We start from the raw sequence: 17,908 nt of genomic DNA on the forward strand, positions 1-17,908 counted from the left end.
AACCTGCCCACCAGCGGTTTGCGGTAGCGGCCGTGCTGGGGTTCGTCCATCAGCAGGAACTCACCGGGCGGCGCCGGCGGGACCTCGATGTCGCCGAGGTCGGCCAGCGGGTGGTGGCGCATGAGTTCCCTGCGTGAGCTGAAGCGCGGGTCGGCCAGGACCGACCGGACCAGGTCGTAGCCGGTGATCAGCCGGCCCTGGTGTCCGTCGGGGAAGGGGAGGCGGCTGATCGGGCCGTGCTCGCGGGCGTCGATCAGCTCCTTGGGCGGGTCGAAGGGGCAGCCGGGCTGACGCGCGGTCGGCAGCGTGGTGACGGTGTGGACAAAATCGTTCATGATCTTTCCTTTCGATGTGCAGGCACGCGGCCGACCTAGGAGATCTTGCGTCGGTAGGTCCTCATGGCGAGGACGTATGCGACGACGAGGATGCCGACACACCAGGCGAGGGCGACCCAGATGTCAGTGCCGACCGGCTGCCCGGTGAACAGGGCGCGGATGGCGTTGACGATGGAGGTCGTCGGCTGGTTCTCGGCGAAGGCGCGCACCGGGCCGGGCATGGTGGCGGTGGGCACGAACGCCGAGCTGAGGAAGGGCAGGAAGATGAGCGGGTAGGAGAACGCGCTCGCGCCTTCCATGGTCTTGGCGGACAGGCCGGGGATGACGGCGATCCAGGTCAACGCCAAGGTGAACAGGATCAGGATGCCCGTCACCGACAGCCACGCCAGCACTCCCGCCCCCGAGCGGAAGCCCATGAGCAGGGCCACGAGCATCACGACCCCGAGCGAGATCAGGTTAGCGACCAGCGAGGTCAGCACGTGCGCCCACAGCACCGACGACCGCGCGGTCGGCATCGACTGGAAGCGCTCGAAGATGCCGCCCTTCATGTCCATGAACAGCCGGTACGCGGTGTAGGCGATGCCCGAGGCGACCGTGATGAGCAGGATGCCGGGCAGCATGTAGTTCACATACGAGGCCGACCCTGTTCTGATCGCGCCGCCGAACACGTAGACGAACATCAGCATCATGGCGATCGGCATGATCGCGGTCGTGATGATGGTGTCCGGGCTGCGCGTTATGTGGCGCAGGGATCGTCCCAGCAGGACAGTGGTGTCGCCGAAGAAATGCTTGCTCATCGTTGTTCCTTATGCCTTCGTACCGACGAGGGTGAGGAAGACGTCCTCGAGCGTCGGCTGCTTCTCGACGTATTCGACCTTGGCGGGCGGGAGCAGTTGCTTGAGTTCGGCCAGGGTGCCGTTGACGATGATCCGGCCCTCGTGGAGGATCGCGATCCGGTCGGCGAGCTGCTCGGCCTCGTCCAGGTACTGCGTGGTGAGCAGCACCGTCGTGCCCCGGTCGGCGAGCTCTCTGACGGCCTGCCACACCTCGATGCGGGCCTGAGGGTCGAGCCCGGTCGTCGGCTCGTCGAGGAAGATGACCGGCGGATCGCCGATCAGGCTCATCGCGATATCGAGGCGGCGGCGCATGCCTCCCGAATACGTCGCCGTTTTCCGCCCGCCCGCGTCGGTCAGCGAGAACCGCTCCAGCAGGTCGTCGGCGATCTTTCCTGGGTCCTTGAGGTGCCGCAGCCGGGCGACCAGTACAAGGTTCTCCCGCCCGCTGAGGATCTCGTCCACAGCGGCGAACTGCCCGGTGAGGCTGATCGACTCGCGCACGTTGGCGGCCTGCGTGGCGACGTCGAAGCCGTTGACGCGGGCGGTGCCCACGTCGGCCTTGAGCAGCGTGGACAGGATCTTCACGGCGGTGGTCTTGCCCGCTCCGTTGGAACCGAGCAGGGCGAAGACGCTACCCCGCGCCACCTCGAAGTTCACGCCGCGCAGTACGCGCAGCTCCTTGTACGACTTCTCCAGGCCGTGCACCTGGATCGCCGGGGTTTGCTGGGTCGTCATCACTCTGTCCTGCCTTGTGGGGGGGTGTCGCCGGCGGCGCGGGCGATGGCGCTGGTGAAGCGGTTGCGTTCGCGGGCCCGGTACTGGCCGAGGGGGTAGTTGGCCATGAACGTCTCGACGAACTCGATGGGGTCGTCGCCGAAGAGGTCGCGGATCGGGGTGGCGTCGGCCGCGCTCTGCTCGAACAGATCGGCGAGGTCCTCGTACATCGCCATCGCGCCGGCGCCGTCGGCCGGCCCGAAGTGCATCAGGTAGCGTTCCAAGGCTTCGACCGCGATGCGGTAGTTCTCGGGCAGCTGCTTGATGCGTGCCTTGTACTGCCGGTAGCGCTTCTTCTCCTCCAGCGATCCGGTAGCGATCTCCAGGTACTGCAGGTAGCGGCTCTTCGGCTCGTTCGATCCTGTAGCCATGTCTACTTTCCTCCCTTGCGGAGCTGTTCGAGCCGGCCGGACGGGATCGCCAGGACGATGCCCTCCAGCGTTCCCTTGAGCATCTCCGTCACGAGCTTGCCCATGGGATGCCTCCTTTTGGCTACTTGGTGTTGCTGACTACCGGTAAACAGTAACACTGACTACTGGTACTTAGCAATGCCGAATAGCTGAGGTGTGTAGCGGGAGCTTGAGCGTGTGGGTGCGGGCGGCCTGATCGCTGTTCGTGAGCGAGTCCGTCACCCCTTGGGGGAAGACGTCTCCCAAGGGGTGGTCCGGCGTCCACGGGATCCTCCCCGGGGTCTTCGAGGATCGGGGTTCCGTTCGCCGTGCTCTGCCGCAGCGGGCGCGGTCTCGAAGGGGGTGTTCCAGCACCCTCCCGGGGGCCCGTCCAGATGGACGGCGCCTACTCGCAGAAGACACGCAAGTGGTCCTCGCCGGCGTCGAGGGCCTGGCGGTCGCGGGCGTCCTGCGGCAGGCGGGCGTGGCGGCGCTGGGCGGGAGGCGGCCGGCATAACTCGGCGCGTGCAGCGGCAAGCGGGCTGTCGACGGTCAGGGGCCCGATGTTCTTCTTCGGCTCACCCGTCGAAGAACTCCGCCGGCACCGGTCGACGGGTGTTACTTCTCGGCTGTGCCGGGTTTCCCGCTGATGGACTCCTGATAGACGTCCGCGTAGGTGCGCGAGTCCTTGATCAGGTCGTCGCAGAAGGCGGCGACGTCATTGCCGATGAGTTCCAGGACTCCCTTGCCGGCCGCGACGCCCTCCTCGAAGAAATCGAGGATCCCTGAGAGCAGGGATCCGTCAAGCAGGTCGATCGGTCCAACCTTGAAGATGTACCTCTGAATCTCCTTGTAAACGATCTGATAGTCCGGCGGGAGCGCCTTGACCCGCGCCATATGCGCCCGCCACTGCTTCTTGCCCTCGATGATGTCTTGGATGCCCACGTCAGCCTCCTGGCCGGCTCAATTTCTTCGCGACGTTCCTGTTCAACTGCTCGCGCCACCGGTCGCGATGACTCCGAGCCCCTTCTCCGCCGGCCAGTGCCGCGCAGAAGCCCTCGATGTCGTCACCCAGAACCTCGTGAATGCCCTGCCCGTCGGACGCGGTCTCTTCGAGCAGCCCCAGAGCATTGTCGAGAATCGGCATCAGGTTTCGGCCTGTGAAGTCCGAGTAGAGCGAAAGATGACCCTTGATCTCTTCCCACGCCGCCCGGTGGTCGGCCGGCAATGCCTCGGCCCGGGCTTCGAACGCCTTCCATTCCCTGGTGAGATCGCTGCCTGTCATGGTCTCCCAGAAGTTCATCTCCCGCCCTCCTTGAGCTTGTCGATCCGTGATGTGATGTACTCCCATTTAGACCAGAACGTTGCGAGTTCTTCGCGCCCCGCGTCGTTGAGCGCATAGAACTTGCGCGGCGGGCCCAGCCCGGACGGTCGTTTCGCCGCCTGGACGAGCCCGTTCCTCTCCAGCCGCAGCAGGATGGTGTAAACCGTCCCCTCGACGACGTCGGCGAAGCCGAGTTCGTTCAGCCGACGCGTGATGGCGTACCCGTAGGTCTCCTCGCTGCCGATGATTTCAAGCACGCAGCCCTCAAGCGTGCCCTTCAGCATCTCCGTCAGGTCGTCCATCGTGGTCCTCTTCGGTCCTGGTACTTTGTAGTAACGAGTACCACTACACAGTAGCACGTAGTAGTGAGCCGGAGATGTCCAGCGAGCGGTGAGCGCGGACCACGGAAGCGATCCGAATCATCGGGTCCCAGCCGATGATCTCCCGCCACCGGAAGGTGCTGCGCGAGGCCCGCGTCGTCGGGTCGGAGCGGCGCGGCACATGGGTGTACTACTGGGTGCTGCCGCCTGCTCTGGAACGGCTGCCGGCGCTGCTTCAGGTCCCCGAACCCGCCGCGTCGACGTCCTGGTGAGCAACGCTGGGGTCATGCCGCTCTCCCGGCTGGACCCGCCTGCTCGTCGAGGAATGGGACCGGATGATCGAGGTGAACGTCCACGGGATCGCCGCCGCCCTGCCGGTGTTCACCGCGCAGGGCGGCGGCCACTTCGTCACGATCGCGAGCATCGGCGCACATCAGGTCTCGCCCGCCGCTGCCGTCTACTGCGCCACCAGGTACGCCGCCTGGGCGATCACCGAGGGCCTGCGGCAGGAGTCCGATCCCTCGATCCGGGTCACGACCATCTCCCCGGGGTGGTCGCCTCCGAAGTCGCCGATTCCATCACCGACTGTAAGCGGTCATGAGGAACTCCTGATCGGCGGACATCACCTGCCAGGTGGATGGCCAAACGACTCCAGGTGAGCGGTCACGAGAAATCCTGGTGGACGGACCAGGGATGCCGGTAAGAAACGTGTCATGAGCCCCAGACAACGGCGTTGATCTTGCCGTGACTCGCCTTGTCAACGCTGGGCGGCGGCGAGGGGGCCGCACAGCGGCGCGAACCGGAGTAGCCCAGATTCGGCGGCTCTTCCGATGAGGGCGGGCCGGTGCGACCTGCGCCGTCCGGCCGACTGTGGATGTTTTGCGGCAACACCGCGCCGGGCGCTATGGCGTCGCCGGTCGTGCATGTAAATAAACTTTGACATGGTGTCTGGGGCGCTTTACATTGGTCGATGTCAGCTTTGTTTTACATGAGGAGCGGGCATGGCCTTCGAGGAAAAGCGCGCCTGGGTGATGATCGTGGTCTCCGTCGGCGCGTACGCGATCTACGTGGCGACCGTCCTGGGCCGGGCCGGCGACGGCCCGCTCGCCGACGTCGCATACGCGGGAACTCTGCTGTGGACCATCGGTGGCGCCATCGTCGCCGCGATCGTGGCCAACATCGCGATGGCCATCGCGGGCGGCCACGGCGCCGACCGCACTGACGAGCGCGACCGTGAGATCAACCGGGTCACTGAGCGCATCGGGCAGTCGATCCTCGTCATCGGCGCGCTCGCCGTACTGGTCATGGCCATCGCCGAGCTGCGCCACTTCTGGATCGCCAACGCCGTCTACCTGGCGTTCGTGCTGTCGGCGGTGCTCAGCTCGTTTGCCAAGATCATGGCGTACCGCAAGGGCGGCTTCCAGGCGTGGTGAAGCCGACGCGGGTCACCAACGCGATCCGGGCCCTGCGGTTCGCGCACGACGAGATGACCCAGGCCGAGCTGGCCGACCGGGTCGGCGTCACCCGCCAGACCGTCATCGCGATCGAACAGGGTCGCTATTCCCCCTCGCTGGAGATGGCGTTCCGCATCGCCCGGGTGTTCCGGGTCGGACTCGACGACGTCTTCCAGTACCCCGACACCGAAGGAGACCCCTCATGAGGGCGATCGTCCAGGACGAGTACGGCCCGCCGCACATGCTGAGCCTCGGCGAGGTCCCGATTCCGGCGCGCGGTGCCGGCGATGTCCTGATCCGGGTGCACGCGGCCGGCGTCGACTACGGCGTGTGGCATGTCATGACCGGGCTGCCGCTCATCGGGCGCCTCGGCTTCGGCCTGCGCAGGCCCCGCAACCGCGTGCCGGGCATGGACGTGGCCGGCGTCGTGGAGTCCGTCGGCGCCGACGTGACCGCGTTTCGCCCCGGCGACGAGGTGTACGGTGCGGCGACCGGCGCGTACGCGCAGTTCGCGCTCGCCCGCCCGGGCAAGCTCGCCCGCATGCCCGCCAACCTGAGCTTCACCGAAGCGGCGGCCGTACCCGTGTCAGGGGTGACCGCGCTGCGGGCCGTCGGCCAGGTCACCGCCGGCGAGAAGGTTATGGTCATCGGCGCCGGCGGCGGAGTGGGCAGCTTCGCGACGCAACTCGCGGTCGCCGGCGGCGCCCACGTCACCGCCGTGTGCAGCACAGCCAAGGCCGACCTCGTCCGGTCACTGGGCGCCCAGGCCGTCATCGACTACACGCGCGAGCCGCTCACCGGGACATATGATCTGATCATCGACATCGCGGGCATCCGGCCGCTGGCCCTGCTGCGCGGGCTGCTCACCGAGCGCGGCCGGCTCGCCATCGTCGGCGGCGAGGGCGGCGGTCGGTGGTTCGGCGGGCTCGGCCGGCCGCTGGCCGTCCGGCTGATCACCCCGTTCACGCGCCAGCGCCTGGACGCGCCGATCTCGCTGACCCGCACCGCCGACCTGGACACGCTACGCGACCTCATCGAGGCCGGGGCCGTACGACCGGCCGTCGGGCGCACGTACTCCCTGGCGGAGGCCTCCACCGCGGTGGGTGACCTGGCGGCGGGCAACGCGCCCGGAAAACTCGTCATCACGATTGATTGACCCGGCAAGATCAACGCCGTTGTTGGGTCGGACCGGGGCGCGGTGCTGACCTTGCGATCACTCCGTTTCCCCGGCCCGCCCGCCGAACCCGGCGTGCTCCTCTCGAAGCACCGGGCTCTCCACATGTCGTGGCCGTTGGTCAGCCGCTGGCTGTGGCGGCTGCCGGTGTCGGGGTCCAGGGGGTCGCGATGCTGTGCCCCCGGTAGCGGTATCGGGTCACCTTCACACTGGCAGCGCCGGTGAGCTCGATGCCGTCATGAACGATTCTCCAGGTGCCCGGTCGGCAGAATCTGCGGCGCATCTCCTGACGGCTGAGCAGCGAGTGTTTGCGAAAGATCCAGCTCGCGACGCGACGCCAGGCGAAGGAGTCGATCGCGTTGAACACATCTTTCGCCACCGCATGCCGGAAGTAGTTCGCCCACCCGCGCAAGTGTCAACGGCCAAGTGCGTGTCGCCGCTGATGGCCATGTAAAAGTGGCTCTGGCGCAGAGATCGTGAACCCGTGACGTTCAGTGATATGGGCCCGTTGTCCGAGTGGTCGCAATTGAGTAACAGGGTGCATGCGGGAGCGGCCGCTCCGTAATGATCTGGTTCGCCAAGAACTTGATCACCTACGAGCGGCCGCGAAGGGTCATTGTGCTGCACCGGCTGGCGGGCGGGGAAGCCTGCTGTCTTGATTTGTTGTATTCGTTTCTGCCGCACTTGAAGGATGTCCAGGTCGAGGCGGTGACCGTGGCCGACGATGAGGTGCTGGTCAAGGCGAGGACCCGGGGCGTGGAGGCGTCTTGCAGAGCGTGCGGAGTGCCGTCGAGCCGGGTCCACTCGCGGTATCGGCGACAGCTGCGGGACCTGGCGTGCGCCGGGCGACCGCTCCAGGTGGAGCTGGAGGTCCGCCGCTTCTTCTGCGTCAACGGCTCGTGCGAGTCGGAGACGTTCGCCGAGCAGGTACCCGGGCTGACCCAGTGGCACCAGCACCGCACTCCGCTGCTGCGCGGGCTGCTGGAGACGGTCGCGCTCGCACTGGCCGGGCGCGCGGGTTCACGGCTGGCCGCGGCGTTGGGCGTGACGGCGTCCAAGGACACGCTGATCCGGCTGATCCGAGCCTTACCCGATCCGGAGATCAAGCAGGTCACGGTGCTCGGGGTCGACGATTTCGCGAAAAGACGAGGCCATTCCTATGCAACGATCTTGATCGACATGGGATCCCGCCGGCCGATCGACGTGCTGGACGGCCGGACGGGCGAGGTCCTGGCGCAATGGCTTCGGGAACGCCCGGGAGTCGAGGTGATCTGCCGGGACCGGGCCGGTGGCTACGCCGAAGGAGCCAGGGAAGGTGCACCCGAGGCGACCCAGATCGCGGATCGCTGGCATTTGTGGAACAACCTGTGCGTCGCGGTCGAGAACACCGTTCGCGCTCACCGCGCTGACCTGCGCGAACCCGAACCTGAACACCAGGCGCTCGTCGAGGAACCAGCCCCGATGCCGGTCCAGCTCGAGTCGCTGACCGCGATCCGGACCCGGGAACGTCACGCCGCCGTCCACACGCTCATAGCCGAGGGCAAGAACCACACCCAGATCTGCCAGATACTCGGCCTGACCGACAAGACGATCCGCAAGTTCCGCTCCGCCACCACCGCCGAGGAACTCATCAACGGACCCCGGCATAGCATCCGCCAGATCGACCAGCACGCTCCTTACCTGCATCAGCGCTGGAACGAAGGCGTACACGACGCTGCCCAGCTGCACGCCGAGATCACCGCCCGCGGCTACGGGGGCAGCAAACGCTCCGTCCGCCGGTTCGTCCTGCCACTACGCCCCTACCAGCAAGTCGCCGACCTGCCCGCGCCGCCACCGACCGTCCGTGAAGCAACCCGCTGGATCACCAGCGACCCCGACCACCTCACTACCGACGAAGCCACCAAGCTCGCCCAGCTCAAAGCGCGCAGCGCACGCCTGACCTCGCTCGCCGGATATGTCGCCGACTTCGCCCAGATGATGACGAACCGGACTGGAACCCAGCACCTTGAAGGCTGGCTCACCGACATCGAGACCGGCGACTTCCCCGCCCTGCACTCCCTTGCCCGCGGCATCCGCCGTGACCAGAATGCCGTCACCAACGGCCTCACCTCCGCCCACAGCTCAGGCGCAGTCGAGGGCAACGTCTGCCGCATCAAGCACCTCAAGCGACAGATGTTCGGCCGAGCCAACCTCGACCTCCTCCGAAAACGCGTCCTTCTCTCCCACTGAGCTCACCCTCAGTCACGGGTTCACGATCTCTGCGCCAGAGCCAGTTCCTCGTGTCCGTTCACAACCGACCCCGGCGCCGCGCAGGACATGCGCGACTACCGCCGCACGCGATCGAGCCGGACGCCATCGCCCGAGCCCTCTCCTACGCCCTCGCCCAACCGCCCGACGTCGATGTCAACGAGATCGTCGTCCGTCCCGCCCGCCGACGCTGAACGAAGGAAACCATGACCTCCGTTCACGACATCCCGCCGCCCCTCCCGTCCTCCTGGGACCTCGCCGGGCGGGTCGCCGTCGTCACCGGCGCCGCACGCGGCATCGGCCGTGCCGCTGCCGTCCTGCTGCGCGAACGCGGTGCCCGGCTGGTCGGCGCCGACGCCGGCCATGGGTTGATCCTGAAGGCGCTCACCTGGGAAAAGAGCGCGGCACCGGAACAGTCGAACACGACCTCGGATTCCGAGAGGCGCCAATCTCCGAATCTGCTTCGAGATCGGACTTCCGAGATTCCGCCTCCCCGGGCAGCGGAGTCTCGGATCTGGATTCTGAGACGGCGGGAAATCGCAGGGGCGGCGGTCGAGGGCATCGCGCCCGGACGGGAAACACACCCGGGGGGTGACTGTCTTCCGTCTCCGGACGAGGCAGCGGCCTGCCCAGGGGAAACGGGCAGGTGGCCAGCGGCGGGGTCAGGCTCCGTCCGGTTCGGGTGCGGCCGCGCCGACCATTGCGCGTGGGGGAGTGCGTCCACTCCGGTGGCCGCCGCCGGCCTGCTGGCGAGCAACCTCAGCCGCGCCTTCGGGTCGGTGGACTTCCCCTCCTCACCCGCGATGGGACCCTCGCGGGAGGAACTGGGAAAGACACCATCCCGGGCTGAAGAAGTGGGTGGAAAGGCCCAGGTCGCAATCGTGTGAACGCTGCCGTGCGCCCACGCTCGGCGGCCTCCAGACGATCTCGCCCGGTCTTCCGCTGCCGCCCGGTTACCGGTGCCGAACGCGGGTTGGGAGGCGAGGTTCCAGCGACACCAGGTCAGCGCGGACGGGGCCGGTCCGCGGGTGAGATGATGGGCACATGGGCGTCCCGGACGGCCTCCCCTGCGTGTTCTGCGACATCGTCGCGGGACGGGCTGAGGCCAGTGTGCCCTACGAGGACGAGGCCGTCGTCGTGATCATGGATATCCATCCCGTGGCTCCCGGCGACGCGCTGGTCGTACCGCGCGCGCATGCCGTGGGGCTCGAAGACCTCGACGAGGAGACCAGCACACGCATGTGGCGGATCGGCCACCGTCTGGCTCGTGCGCTGCGCCTTTCACGGCTGCGTTGCGAGGGCGTCAACGTCTTCCTCGCCGATGGCGAAGCGGCCTGCCAGCAGGTGTTCCACGTGCACCTGCACGTGTTCCCGCGGCACCGCGGGGACGGGTTCAGGCTTCAGGTGGACCCGATCAGCAGGGAGCGGCGGCTGCTGGACCAGGACGCGTCCGCGCTGCGCGCTGCGCTGTACGCGCTCTGCCCCGGACCACCCTCCACCGGCTGACGGCACAGGCGTACCGGATCGTGGAGGCACCCATGCCGCGCCCGGCCTTCCGCATCGCCTGCCGCCCGTGCGGCTGATGAGCTGGAGCGGGACTTCGGCCTCGCCGAGGTGGGTGGCGGCGCTGTGGCGCAACCGGTGTAGGTCGAGGCCTGCGTACTGGTTGAGCAGGACGCGGGCGCGGTCGTAGCCGAGACCGGCGCGGGCCGGAGTTCCTGTGGGACGGCCACGTCGGCCATCGAAAGACGGGGTAACGCTGGAACCACCCGCAACGCCGCCTGGCGGGGTCCCAGCATCGTCGCGGTCGCAAATCAGCCGCGCGCCGGCCCCGGCCTCGCCGGGTGTGGCGTGTCCGGGGACGTCGCGCGGCGTTCTCCCCACCAAGGGCTGGAGCGGCGCAAACGCCTCGTCCGACAAAGCGTGGTGGTTCGGCGTCGATACGATCCCGCGTTGACGCCGAACCTGCTCCTCGGCGCAGGTCACGCCGGTCACGCTGAGGGGCCATCCGGCCGGCGGGGTCCGGCCGGCATGCCGGCAGTGGCCGCGTCACCCATGCCTGCCAGAGGCTTTCCTCGGCGGCTACTCCGCGTAGGGCTGGTCCGTTCCCTGGGCGCTGTAGCCGAGACTCCAGATGTAGCCGTCCGGGTCGGCGAAGGAGCCGCCGTACCCGCCCCACGGCAGGGCGCCGGCGGGCTTGAGGATCGTGGCGCCGGCCTTCTCGGCCTCCGCGATGATCTCGTCGACCCGCGCCTCGCTGCGGACGACGTAGGTGAGGACCAGCCCGCTGAAGCCGCTGCCCTCCGGGCCCGTGCCCACCTGGCCGGCCAGGCCTTCGCGGCCGTAGAAGCCGACAGGCGAGGCCCCGTCCGACTCGAAGAACACCGAGATGCCGTAGTCGTTCCTGACCTTCCAGCCGAGACCGTCCGTGTAGAACCGCTTGGCCCGCTCCAGGTCCCGGACACCGAGCAGGATTGAGCTCACGTGCGCTTTCATGGTGGATCTCCTGTTCGAGGTGGATGTGCTGCCTGGACCGGCAGGCCGAACACCCCGGGCCGGGCCCGGATGTCACATCGGCGTGGGTTCGCCGGTCAATTGGTATGACAGGCCGAGACGGAGGAATGTGACAGATGGTCGAGCAGGACTGGCTGAGCGAGCGGTTCGCCGAGCACCAAGGCCGCTTGCACGCGGTGGCCTACCGGATGCTCGGCTCACCCGGCGAGGCCGAGGACGCGGTGCAGGAGGCGTGGCTGCGGGTCAGCCGCGCCGACACCGGTCAGGTGGAGAATCCGGCCGGGTGGCTGACCACGATCGTCGCCCGGGTCTGCCTGAACATGCTCGAGGCACGCCGGGCCCGGCGTGAGGAGTCGGCCGGGGCGCTGCCGCCCGAGCCGGCCGGGCCGCACGCGAGCACCCACCCGACCGGCCAGGCCGACCCCGAGGACGAGGCGCTGCTGGCCGATTCGGTCGGTGTCGCGCTGATGGTGGTGCTGGACACGCTGACTCCCGCCGAACGGCTCGCGTTCGTCCTGCACGACGTCTTCGCTGTGTCGTTCGGCGAGATCGGCGCCATCATCGACCGCTCCCCGGTGGCTGCCCGGCAGCTCGCCAGCCGGGCCCGGCGCCGGGTGCAAGGCGCGGCGGACGCGTCCGACGCCGCGCGATCGGCGAAGCGGGAAATCGTCGCCGCCTTCCTTGCCGCCTCCCGGAGCGGGGATTTCGCCGCCCTGCTCGAGCTGCTCGATCCGGACGCCGTGGCCGTCGAGGTCCGCGGCGCCCACGCGGTGGCGGCCTTCTTCGCCGGGCGAGCTCAGGCCGCCCGGCTCGCTCTGGTCGACGGCGTTCCGGCGGCTGTCTGGTCGCACCGCGGCCGGCCGAAGGCCGTCTTCGCGTTCACCGTCAGCGACGGGAAGATCACCCGCATCGCCATCGACACCGACCCGGACCGGCTCCGCGACCTCGACATCGTCCTACTTCACGCCGGCGACAAGGAGCGGCGATGAGTAGCCCTGTGTCAAGCTGCCGCCGGTTGATCTTGTCTGAGCAGGGACTGAAGGGCTCCATGCTTGGCGGGATCGTAGGCAGTCCCGTCCTGCCGGCAGTGCCGGATCACATACGGCCAGGCCCGCGCGAGGATGCGGGTGGCGTGCGGATGGTCCTTGCCGCGGGCGATGGCGTCGTCATACAGCTTGGCGGCCCAGGGGTCGGCGCGGCGGGAGTCGGCGGCGAAGTCGCAGACCGCGTCGCGCGGCTGTTTGTTGACCGCCCAGCGGAAGCCGACGCTTTTGTGCTTACCGCACTGGCAGGTGGAGGGCGCGACGCCGGCCAGGCAGGCCAGCGCCGACGGGTCGGGGGAGCGGGCGCGGCAGTCGCCGATCTCGGCCGGCAGCCGGTCAGCTCACTGTTCGGCGCTCGGGGGAGCTCAGCCCTGTCGACGGTCGGCACGTCCCGAAGAGCCGCCGGACCCCGCGGAACTCATCGTGGACCTCGGGGCCGAGCGAGCAGGGCGGTAGCCCGGCGGCACCTCGGGTGCATCAGCGGTCTCTCGACTGCCGACAACAGGACGGTGCGCCAGTGAGCCAACCTCCCCGACAGATCCGCAGCGTAACCGGCATGAATCTCAAGCTGTCGTCCTGCGCTCTCGCCGTCCACGACGTCGACGAGGCGTTCGGCTTCTACCGTGACGTGCTGGGCTTCGAGGTACGCAACGACGTCGAAGCCGGGGGGACGCGGTGGGTGAGCGTCGGCCCGCCGTCGCAGCCGGACGTGCAGATCTTCCTCGAATCGCCCGGCGCGGACCCGAGTGCCTCGCCGGCCGACCGGCAGGCGATCGAGGACCTGACGGCCAAGGGCCTCATGGGCCACCGTCTTGTCTTCGTGACCGACAACTGCGACGCCACCTTCGAGCACATCGAGGCGGCGGGCGCTGAAGTGATGCAAGAACCGATCAACCAGCCCGACGGCGTCCGCGACTGTGCCTTCCTCGATCCCTCCGGCAATATGCTGCGGTTCACCCAGCCGCGACAGGTGAACCGGGTAGTCGCCTCGCGACAGCCGCCTGCGACGCGGCCAATGGCCTATACGTGAACATGCCCCACTATCGTCGTACTAGATCGACGACAACGACGCCAAGGCTGCGACCGTGGAGGATGGCCGATGGCGCGCCGTACAGACAAGGAAACCGTATGACCACCACCGCGCTCATCGTCGGCGACCTGCAGACGGGCATCGTGGACAACTACCCCTTCGCCGCCGACGTGCTTCCCGTCATGGAAAGGGTTGTCCCCGCGGCCAGAGCCTCCGGAATCCCGGTGATCTTCATACGTTTCGGGCTCCGGGCCTCAGGCCTTGATGTGGGAGCGGGAAACCAGGTGATCAGCGGCCTGCACGGGGCGGGGACGCTGTTCCACGAAGAATCCCCCGAGACGCTTGTGCACCCGCGCATCGCGCCGTTGCCGGGTGAGGCGGTCGTCCTCAAGCGCCGCGCCAGCGCGTTCGCGGGGACCGACCTCGATCTGCTCCTGCGCGCCCAGCGCATCGACTCGATCGTGCTGACCGGTGTCGCGACCGGGGCGATGGTCGCCGCCACGCTCTACGACGCCGCCGATCGCGACTACCGTCTGACCGTGCTCAGCGACGCCTGCGCCGACGGGGAACCGGACGTGCACGACTTCCTGATCAACCGCGTCTTCCCGGCCAGGGGTGCTGACGTCCTCACGAGCCACGAGTGGACCGCCCGCCTGTGACCAGCCGCGAGCATTGACGATCTGGGCCATGCCCGCGATGAGACGGCGCACTTGACCGCTCAGCCTTCGACGACATGAGCTCAAGGTCCGACGTCACGGGACATCAGCTTTTCAGCCCCTCCCTGAGGGGCTGGGTGATGCTGACGGCGTGAACTGGCCCCACTCGGACTCACCCCCACCCCCGGGATGGTGGGGGTCGCGGGGGCAGTCGCATCGCCACCATCCGCCCACCTTCGCCCTGCGGCAGGCCCGGTCCGCGCGCCGGGACGGCGACGAAGAAGAACTGGCGGACGGCCTGACCGGCTACCGCTGAATGCAGGCCAGATGATTGATTCAAAGGTGTGGCGGCACGGAGACGTGGCTGCGGAGATAGGGCGAGGGTGTCCACGCCCAGTTTGTGACGACCGACATAGACACCTTTGTCCTACTTCAGCTGATGCTTTACACCCCTTCGGCTGACCTGCATCCCCGGGTGATCGGTTGCGATCACCCGGGAGGCTGAGTCGGCGCACCGACGCTCGGCGGAAGGTCAGGAGGTGGTGGTGGCGGCCCGCTCGGCGGCATTGCGTTCGACGCAGAACTCGTTTCCCTCGATGTCGGCAAGGGTGACCCAGCCGGAGCCGTCGGGGCGGCGGCGGTCGCCAACCAGAGTGGCGCCGAGGGACAGCAGACGCTCGACCTCCTCGTCGCGAGTGCGGTCTGTGGGCTGGATGTCGAAGTGGACCCGGTTCTTGACCGTCTTGCCCTCGGGTACAGCGATGAACAGGATCGAGATACCCTCTGCCTCGACCAAGGCCTCGGGGTCACCAGGTTGGTCGTCGTCGCTGATCCTGGTATCCAGCACCTCGGCCCAGAAGGTTCCGAGCCGGTAGGTGTCCGCACAGTCGATGCTCACGTGGTGCACAAGAGAAGCCATGGCCGACATTGTGGCGGGTGGCCAGCCGCTCTTCGAAGGCGGCCCCATCAGGCGCTGGACATGTCCACCCCGGCCGGCCGCTTCACTGGCCGCGCTGCGAGCCGACGGCCACATCGACTACGAGATCTAGATGATCGATTCCAAAGGGTCGGCAGGGAAACGAGTCGCCCCGGCGTGCAGAGGGCCGTACCGTCGCACGCATGAAGCTGCTCTCCGTCAATGTCGGCAAGCCCCGGCCCAACCCGTGGAAGGGCCTCAGCGCGACAGGCATCGACAAGCGGCCTGTCGACGGCCCGGTCGCCGTCATCGCGCCCGGCCCCAAGGGCACCGGCGAGGTCGGTCTCGTAGGCGACCGCGTCTACGACGTGAAGCACCACGGCGGTTCCGACCAGGCCGTCTACGCCTATGCCCGCGAGGATCTCGACGGGTGGGAGGCCGAGCTGGGCAGGCCGCTTGCCAACGGCGTCTTCGGGGAGAACCTCACGACCCTCGGCCTCGACGTCAACGGCGCCCTGATCGGTGAACGTTGGCGCATCGGGCCGGACGTGGTCCTGGAGGTGTCGTGCGCGCGGATCCCATGCGCGACGTTTCAGGGCTGGCTGGAGCGAGAGGGCTGGATCAAGCGGTTTACCCAGGCCGCGGTGCCGGGCGCCTATCTGCGCGTGATCGAGACGGGAGACATCCGGGTTTGCGACCCCATCGAGATCGCGCACCGGCCCGACCACGACGTGACCGTCGCGCTCGTCTTCCGCGCGATGACACTCGAACCGGACCTACTGCCGCGACTGCTGGTCGCTGACGCGCTGATCGAGGAGGGCAGGGAACTGGCCCGCAGACGCACGACCACATAGGTGGTCGATTTCAGGACATCGTCTGCGCGCATGCGACGAGGGAGTCCAACGTCGGTGTGTGAAGACAGAGCTGGGCTCCCTCGCGACCGCACTTCACGTCAAGACCGACGACCTACTGAACACCTACCAAGTGACCGGCGGTAGTTGTCAGTCAGCCGTCTGACGCGCAGTGGCCGGGGGAACCCCGCTATCGCCGGATTCTGGTCCAAATCTCGCCGCCCCCCGAGTTGATCAGCCGGGCGAGCCGAGCTCGTCGCACTTGACTGAACGGCATCGAGGACCTGGACCTGACCGGCCGCCGGGCACAGGTCAAGGCCAAGGGCGCCCGCGCCAAGACCCGACACCGGCCAGGCCCGCGCTCCGCTGCGGCGAAGACCGCGGTGACGGCCGGGGCGGGCCGCACCGGGCGTCGCGGCCGAAGGTCCTTCCTCGCCGACGCGGGAGTGACGGTCGCTCGGGCGTCCGAGGTGGTCCGGCCCGGTCTGCTCGAGCCCGCCGCCGCCCGCCACCTCCACGAGCCGCAGGGCAGCCCGGTGCTCGTCAGCTCCCGGATCACCTACACGCTCGACGCCACGCCCATGGTGTCCGACCATGCCACCATCCTCGGCAGCATGATGGAGATCCGCACCGAACGCGCCGCCACCGGCCTCTCTCTCACCTGGGGCGCCACCAGCTGAGAACCTGTGTGCGGTCTGTCCCGCCGTGGCGACGAGCAGGTTCTCGCGGACCTCGCCCGTCGCATTCCTGGACAACTCGCTCTCGATCCTGAACGCGGAGGGGCCTTGTACGCCGCGAGCCGCTGACGGCAGAACCGCGCCACGGGGGTCCCGGCCAGTGGCGCCTGGTCCGAATGCTCGTCAAGACGCTGAGAGTGTTGCTGAACCGCCCTGTTATGCCCTCCTTCGGTGATCTTGTCGCGCTCCAATACTGGCGTTTGGATCTAGGAGTGATCTTTTTTGGCGCGTCACAAGCGGCGGGTTCCCGACACCTCACCCACCTCGCCGCCTGTCCTGCCCGGCCCGCTCCCCTCATAGGGCGCAGGTCATCGGCCCGCGCCGCCCTCCAGGAGAAGGAGTCGCAACCATGACCATGCTGACCTACACCCTCCTCACCGACCCGGCGCCGCTGGAGGCGTCGGCGGCCGGGCGGCCCCCGTCCACCGGGACGGTGTACCTGCTCGTCACCAACACCGGGCAGCAGGCGGCGTTCTGGTCCACGATCACGGTGCAGGTGCCCGTCGGCAACGGCGCCGGCGATCTCACCTCGGACCTCACCACGATCAAGCCCAAGGGGGAGTACGGCACGTGGTCGGGCACCCTGTCGTCGGTGAGCGTCCAGCCGGGACCACAGGGCTCCAACGCTTTCCAGGTCACCGCCCCTGGCGGCAGGGCCTCTTTCGCTCCCGGTGACCACATGGTGCTGACGCTGGAGGAGGTCACCGTCGCTCCCGCCGCCGGGCTGGCCGTGCTGAAGGTGACCGAGAACACCGGCAGAACCAGGACCGGGCGCCTGAGCAGCAGCGTCGCGGTGGTGTCGCTGGTGAAGACCGCTGCCAAGGAGATTCCGCCGCCGTGTGATTTCCGCCCGGACAAGGTCATGCTGGACGACACAGACACCCTCACGCTGAGCTGGGAGGGCTCCGACGACTTCAGCTACGAGATCCTGTTCCCAGGCGGACAGAGGTCCATCGCTTCGAACACGCGCTCCTGGTCACCGGCCGCCGCAGACGCCCCGAAACGGGCCACCACCTACATCCTTGTCGCCACCTCCCGCAGCACGCCCCAGCGCAAGCACTACCTCACCACGACCGTTCAGGTGCGCAATCCCGTCCTGGAGACCCTCACCGCCACCACCGGCATCGACACCCCCTGGGTCCAGGGCACGACGGACGCGACCAAGGGGCGCGTCACCTTCACCGGCACGGGGGTGGAGATCTCCAACAACTCCGGCGGGCAAAGCACCGTGACGGCCGACAAGGCCAACCTCACCGGCGTGAACACCGAATGGGTGCAGGGAAGAAGCACCGATGACGGGTGGATCAG

The 17,908-nt window shown here is 68.0% G+C and carries 26 protein-coding genes and 1 pseudogene; 15 read left to right on the forward strand and 12 right to left on the reverse strand.

What is annotated here, in order from left to right; genetic code table 11:
• From BM085_RS41660 to BM085_RS41690, 7 genes and pseudogenes are all read right to left on the reverse strand, one after another.
• Positions 1-335, reverse strand: a pseudogene (locus tag BM085_RS41660) (cytochrome P450); the annotation flags it as partial.
• A gap of 35 nt (positions 336-370) precedes the next feature.
• Complete coding sequence (locus tag BM085_RS41665; protein WP_093892245.1) at positions 371-1,132, reverse strand: ABC transporter permease; 762 nt, start codon at positions 1,130-1,132, stop codon at positions 371-373.
• A gap of 9 nt (positions 1,133-1,141) precedes the next feature.
• Positions 1,142-1,906 (reverse strand): ABC transporter ATP-binding protein, encoded by a 765-nt coding sequence (locus BM085_RS41670; protein WP_093892246.1) that lies wholly within the window; start codon positions 1,904-1,906, stop codon positions 1,142-1,144.
• A complete protein-coding gene (locus BM085_RS41675) occupies positions 1,906-2,316 on the reverse strand; it encodes a DUF1048 domain-containing protein (protein ID WP_093892247.1) in 411 nt (136 codons plus the stop codon). Before BM085_RS41675 ends, BM085_RS41670 begins: the two co-directional genes overlap by 1 nt.
• Positions 2,317-2,952: 636 nt before the next feature.
• Positions 2,953-3,279 carry a DUF1048 domain-containing protein gene (locus tag BM085_RS41680; protein ID WP_093892248.1) on the reverse strand — a complete coding sequence of 109 codons (327 nt, stop codon included), beginning with the start codon at positions 3,277-3,279 and terminating at the stop codon, positions 2,953-2,955.
• 1 nt (position 3,280) lies between these two features.
• The gene (locus BM085_RS41685; protein WP_093892249.1) at positions 3,281-3,637 is read right to left on the reverse strand and encodes a DUF1048 domain-containing protein; all 357 of its coding nucleotides are present in this window, start codon (positions 3,635-3,637) and stop codon (positions 3,281-3,283) included.
• A complete protein-coding gene (locus BM085_RS41690; protein ID WP_093892250.1) occupies positions 3,634-3,960 on the reverse strand; it encodes a PadR family transcriptional regulator in 327 nt (108 codons plus the stop codon). Before BM085_RS41690 ends, BM085_RS41685 begins: the two co-directional genes overlap by 4 nt.
• A 134-nt stretch (positions 3,961-4,094) precedes the next feature.
• Between BM085_RS41690 and BM085_RS46610 the strand changes: the two genes are divergently transcribed.
• From BM085_RS46610 to BM085_RS41710, 5 genes are all read left to right on the forward strand, one after another.
• Positions 4,095-4,250: an ArsR/SmtB family transcription factor gene (locus BM085_RS46610; RefSeq protein WP_245790003.1), complete on the forward strand. Its 156-nt coding sequence runs from the start codon at positions 4,095-4,097 to the stop codon at positions 4,248-4,250.
• Between the two features lie 63 nt (positions 4,251-4,313).
• Complete coding sequence (locus tag BM085_RS46615) at positions 4,314-4,637, forward strand: SDR family oxidoreductase (protein ID WP_245790004.1); 324 nt, start codon at positions 4,314-4,316, stop codon at positions 4,635-4,637.
• 342 nt (positions 4,638-4,979) lie between these two features.
• Entirely contained in the window at positions 4,980-5,411 is a 432-nt protein-coding gene (locus BM085_RS41700; RefSeq protein WP_093892251.1) for a hypothetical protein, read from the forward strand.
• Positions 5,405-5,638 carry a helix-turn-helix transcriptional regulator gene (locus BM085_RS41705; protein ID WP_093892252.1) on the forward strand — a complete coding sequence of 78 codons (234 nt, stop codon included), beginning with the start codon at positions 5,405-5,407 and terminating at the stop codon, positions 5,636-5,638. Before BM085_RS41700 ends, BM085_RS41705 begins: the two co-directional genes overlap by 7 nt.
• Positions 5,635-6,588 carry an NAD(P)-dependent alcohol dehydrogenase gene (locus BM085_RS41710; protein WP_093892253.1) on the forward strand — a complete coding sequence of 318 codons (954 nt, stop codon included), beginning with the start codon at positions 5,635-5,637 and terminating at the stop codon, positions 6,586-6,588. The genes BM085_RS41705 and BM085_RS41710 overlap by 4 nt, the downstream gene beginning before the upstream one ends.
• A 139-nt stretch (positions 6,589-6,727) precedes the next feature.
• Here BM085_RS41710 and BM085_RS41715 read toward each other — a convergent pair whose 3' ends face one another.
• Positions 6,728-7,018 carry a group II intron maturase-specific domain-containing protein gene (locus BM085_RS41715; protein WP_093892254.1) on the reverse strand — a complete coding sequence of 97 codons (291 nt, stop codon included), beginning with the start codon at positions 7,016-7,018 and terminating at the stop codon, positions 6,728-6,730.
• 152 nt (positions 7,019-7,170) lie between these two features.
• Between BM085_RS41715 and BM085_RS41720 the strand changes: the two genes are divergently transcribed.
• Positions 7,171-8,835 (forward strand): ISL3 family transposase, encoded by a 1,665-nt coding sequence (locus BM085_RS41720; RefSeq protein ID WP_218158983.1) that lies wholly within the window; start codon positions 7,171-7,173, stop codon positions 8,833-8,835.
• Between the two features lie 95 nt (positions 8,836-8,930).
• Here BM085_RS41720 and BM085_RS47125 read toward each other — a convergent pair whose 3' ends face one another.
• Positions 8,931-9,218 carry a hypothetical protein gene (locus BM085_RS47125; protein ID WP_177245543.1) on the reverse strand — a complete coding sequence of 96 codons (288 nt, stop codon included), beginning with the start codon at positions 9,216-9,218 and terminating at the stop codon, positions 8,931-8,933.
• A 679-nt stretch (positions 9,219-9,897) separates the two neighbouring features.
• On the opposite strand from BM085_RS47125, the gene BM085_RS41735 reads away from it, so the two are divergent.
• Positions 9,898-10,359 carry an HIT family protein gene (locus BM085_RS41735; protein WP_093892256.1) on the forward strand — a complete coding sequence of 154 codons (462 nt, stop codon included), beginning with the start codon at positions 9,898-9,900 and terminating at the stop codon, positions 10,357-10,359.
• A gap of 576 nt (positions 10,360-10,935) precedes the next feature.
• Here the strand turns inward: BM085_RS41735 and BM085_RS41745 are convergent.
• Positions 10,936-11,349 carry a VOC family protein gene (locus tag BM085_RS41745; RefSeq protein WP_093892257.1) on the reverse strand — a complete coding sequence of 138 codons (414 nt, stop codon included), beginning with the start codon at positions 11,347-11,349 and terminating at the stop codon, positions 10,936-10,938.
• Between the two features lie 134 nt (positions 11,350-11,483).
• Here BM085_RS41745 and BM085_RS41750 point away from each other — a divergent pair, with 134 nt between their 5' ends.
• Complete coding sequence (locus BM085_RS41750) at positions 11,484-12,356, forward strand: sigma-70 family RNA polymerase sigma factor (protein ID WP_093892258.1); 873 nt, start codon at positions 11,484-11,486, stop codon at positions 12,354-12,356.
• Between the two features lie 11 nt (positions 12,357-12,367).
• On the opposite strand, the gene BM085_RS41755 is transcribed toward BM085_RS41750, so the two are convergent.
• The gene (locus BM085_RS41755; protein WP_218158985.1) at positions 12,368-12,742 is read right to left on the reverse strand and encodes a transposase; all 375 of its coding nucleotides are present in this window, start codon (positions 12,740-12,742) and stop codon (positions 12,368-12,370) included.
• Between the two features lie 224 nt (positions 12,743-12,966).
• On the opposite strand from BM085_RS41755, the gene BM085_RS41760 reads away from it, so the two are divergent.
• The 3 genes from BM085_RS41760 to BM085_RS45105 all read left to right on the forward strand — a co-directional run bounded on the left by BM085_RS41760 (position 12,967) and on the right by BM085_RS45105 (position 14,412).
• On the forward strand, positions 12,967-13,440 hold the full coding sequence (locus tag BM085_RS41760; protein ID WP_093892259.1) for a VOC family protein: 474 nt from the start codon (positions 12,967-12,969) through the stop codon (positions 13,438-13,440).
• Between the two features lie 98 nt (positions 13,441-13,538).
• The gene (locus tag BM085_RS41765; RefSeq protein WP_093892260.1) at positions 13,539-14,099 is read left to right on the forward strand and encodes a cysteine hydrolase family protein; all 561 of its coding nucleotides are present in this window, start codon (positions 13,539-13,541) and stop codon (positions 14,097-14,099) included.
• A 148-nt stretch (positions 14,100-14,247) separates the two neighbouring features.
• The gene (locus tag BM085_RS45105; RefSeq protein WP_177245541.1) at positions 14,248-14,412 is read left to right on the forward strand and encodes a hypothetical protein; all 165 of its coding nucleotides are present in this window, start codon (positions 14,248-14,250) and stop codon (positions 14,410-14,412) included.
• Between the two features lie 216 nt (positions 14,413-14,628).
• Here BM085_RS45105 and BM085_RS41770 read toward each other — a convergent pair whose 3' ends face one another.
• Positions 14,629-15,015 (reverse strand): VOC family protein, encoded by a 387-nt coding sequence (locus BM085_RS41770; RefSeq protein WP_425443297.1) that lies wholly within the window; start codon positions 15,013-15,015, stop codon positions 14,629-14,631.
• Here BM085_RS41770 and BM085_RS47130 point away from each other — a divergent pair.
• The 4 genes from BM085_RS47130 to BM085_RS41785 form a co-directional block, all read left to right on the forward strand.
• Positions 15,014-15,145, forward strand: a complete 132-nt coding sequence (locus tag BM085_RS47130) for a hypothetical protein (protein WP_281249917.1) — start codon at positions 15,014-15,016, stop codon at positions 15,143-15,145. The genes BM085_RS41770 and BM085_RS47130 overlap by 2 nt on opposite strands.
• A gap of 70 nt (positions 15,146-15,215) precedes the next feature.
• On the forward strand, positions 15,216-15,866 hold the full coding sequence (locus BM085_RS41775) for an MOSC domain-containing protein (protein WP_093892262.1): 651 nt from the start codon (positions 15,216-15,218) through the stop codon (positions 15,864-15,866).
• Positions 15,867-16,246: 380 nt separating this feature from the next.
• Positions 16,247-16,543 carry a UTRA domain-containing protein gene (locus BM085_RS41780; protein WP_281249918.1) on the forward strand — a complete coding sequence of 99 codons (297 nt, stop codon included), beginning with the start codon at positions 16,247-16,249 and terminating at the stop codon, positions 16,541-16,543.
• A gap of 406 nt (positions 16,544-16,949) precedes the next feature.
• On the forward strand, positions 16,950-17,908 hold a 959-nt coding region (locus BM085_RS41785), incomplete at its 3' end, for a hypothetical protein (RefSeq protein WP_093892263.1).

It is taken from the genome of Streptosporangium canum, from assembly GCF_900113865.1.
Taxonomy (GTDB): domain Bacteria; phylum Actinomycetota; class Actinomycetes; order Streptosporangiales; family Streptosporangiaceae; genus Streptosporangium; species Streptosporangium canum.